Annotated in this window: 1 protein-coding gene; it reads right to left on the bottom strand. The window is 66.7% G+C overall.

Annotated features, from left to right (window positions below):
* Positions 1-504: sulfatase-like hydrolase/transferase (locus ABTU92_RS30850; RefSeq protein ID WP_408095323.1), on the bottom strand; the 504-nt coding region annotated here is incomplete at both ends.

Below are 504 nucleotides of genomic sequence, written 5' to 3'. Positions count from 1 at the left end.
TGACGTGCATGCGGGCCGGATTGTACCAGACGAAGAACGGCTTGCTGGTCCGACGCGGGTCGTTCCGGTCGAGGAAGTCGATGACCTTGGCGGAGATCTCCTCGTCGACCGTCTTCGATCGCTCGAGGGTGAGCGGCCCCTGGTCGCTGCACGTCTGGCTCTTCGCCGTTCCGTCGGACGACTTGCACGCCAGGACTGGGCGCGGAGGCGTCATGCAGGTGGATGTTCTCGGATCCAGCGCGCCGGGAACCTCCGGAAGGCCGGGGATCGGCGTGTTGCGGCACGGCGGGGCGACGGTCTGCAGAAGCGGCGTCTTGTTGATGTCCGGGAAGCTCACCTGCTGCATGGCATCGAGGTGATAGAGGTAGCCCCAGAACTCCTGGAAGCCGTGCGCGGTCGGCAGCGCATCGGTGTGGTCGCCCAGGTGGTTCTTGCCGAACTCGCCGGTACTGTAGCCGAGGTCCAGCAGGAACCTCGCCAGGGCCGGGGTGCCCGGGCGCAGAT

Source organism: Rhodoplanes sp. SY1 (genome assembly GCF_046000175.1).
Lineage (GTDB): Bacteria > Pseudomonadota > Alphaproteobacteria > Rhizobiales > Xanthobacteraceae > Rhodoplanes.
Note: the sequence above shows the minus strand (reverse complement) of the source record. Positions and strands in the feature narration are given on the sequence as shown.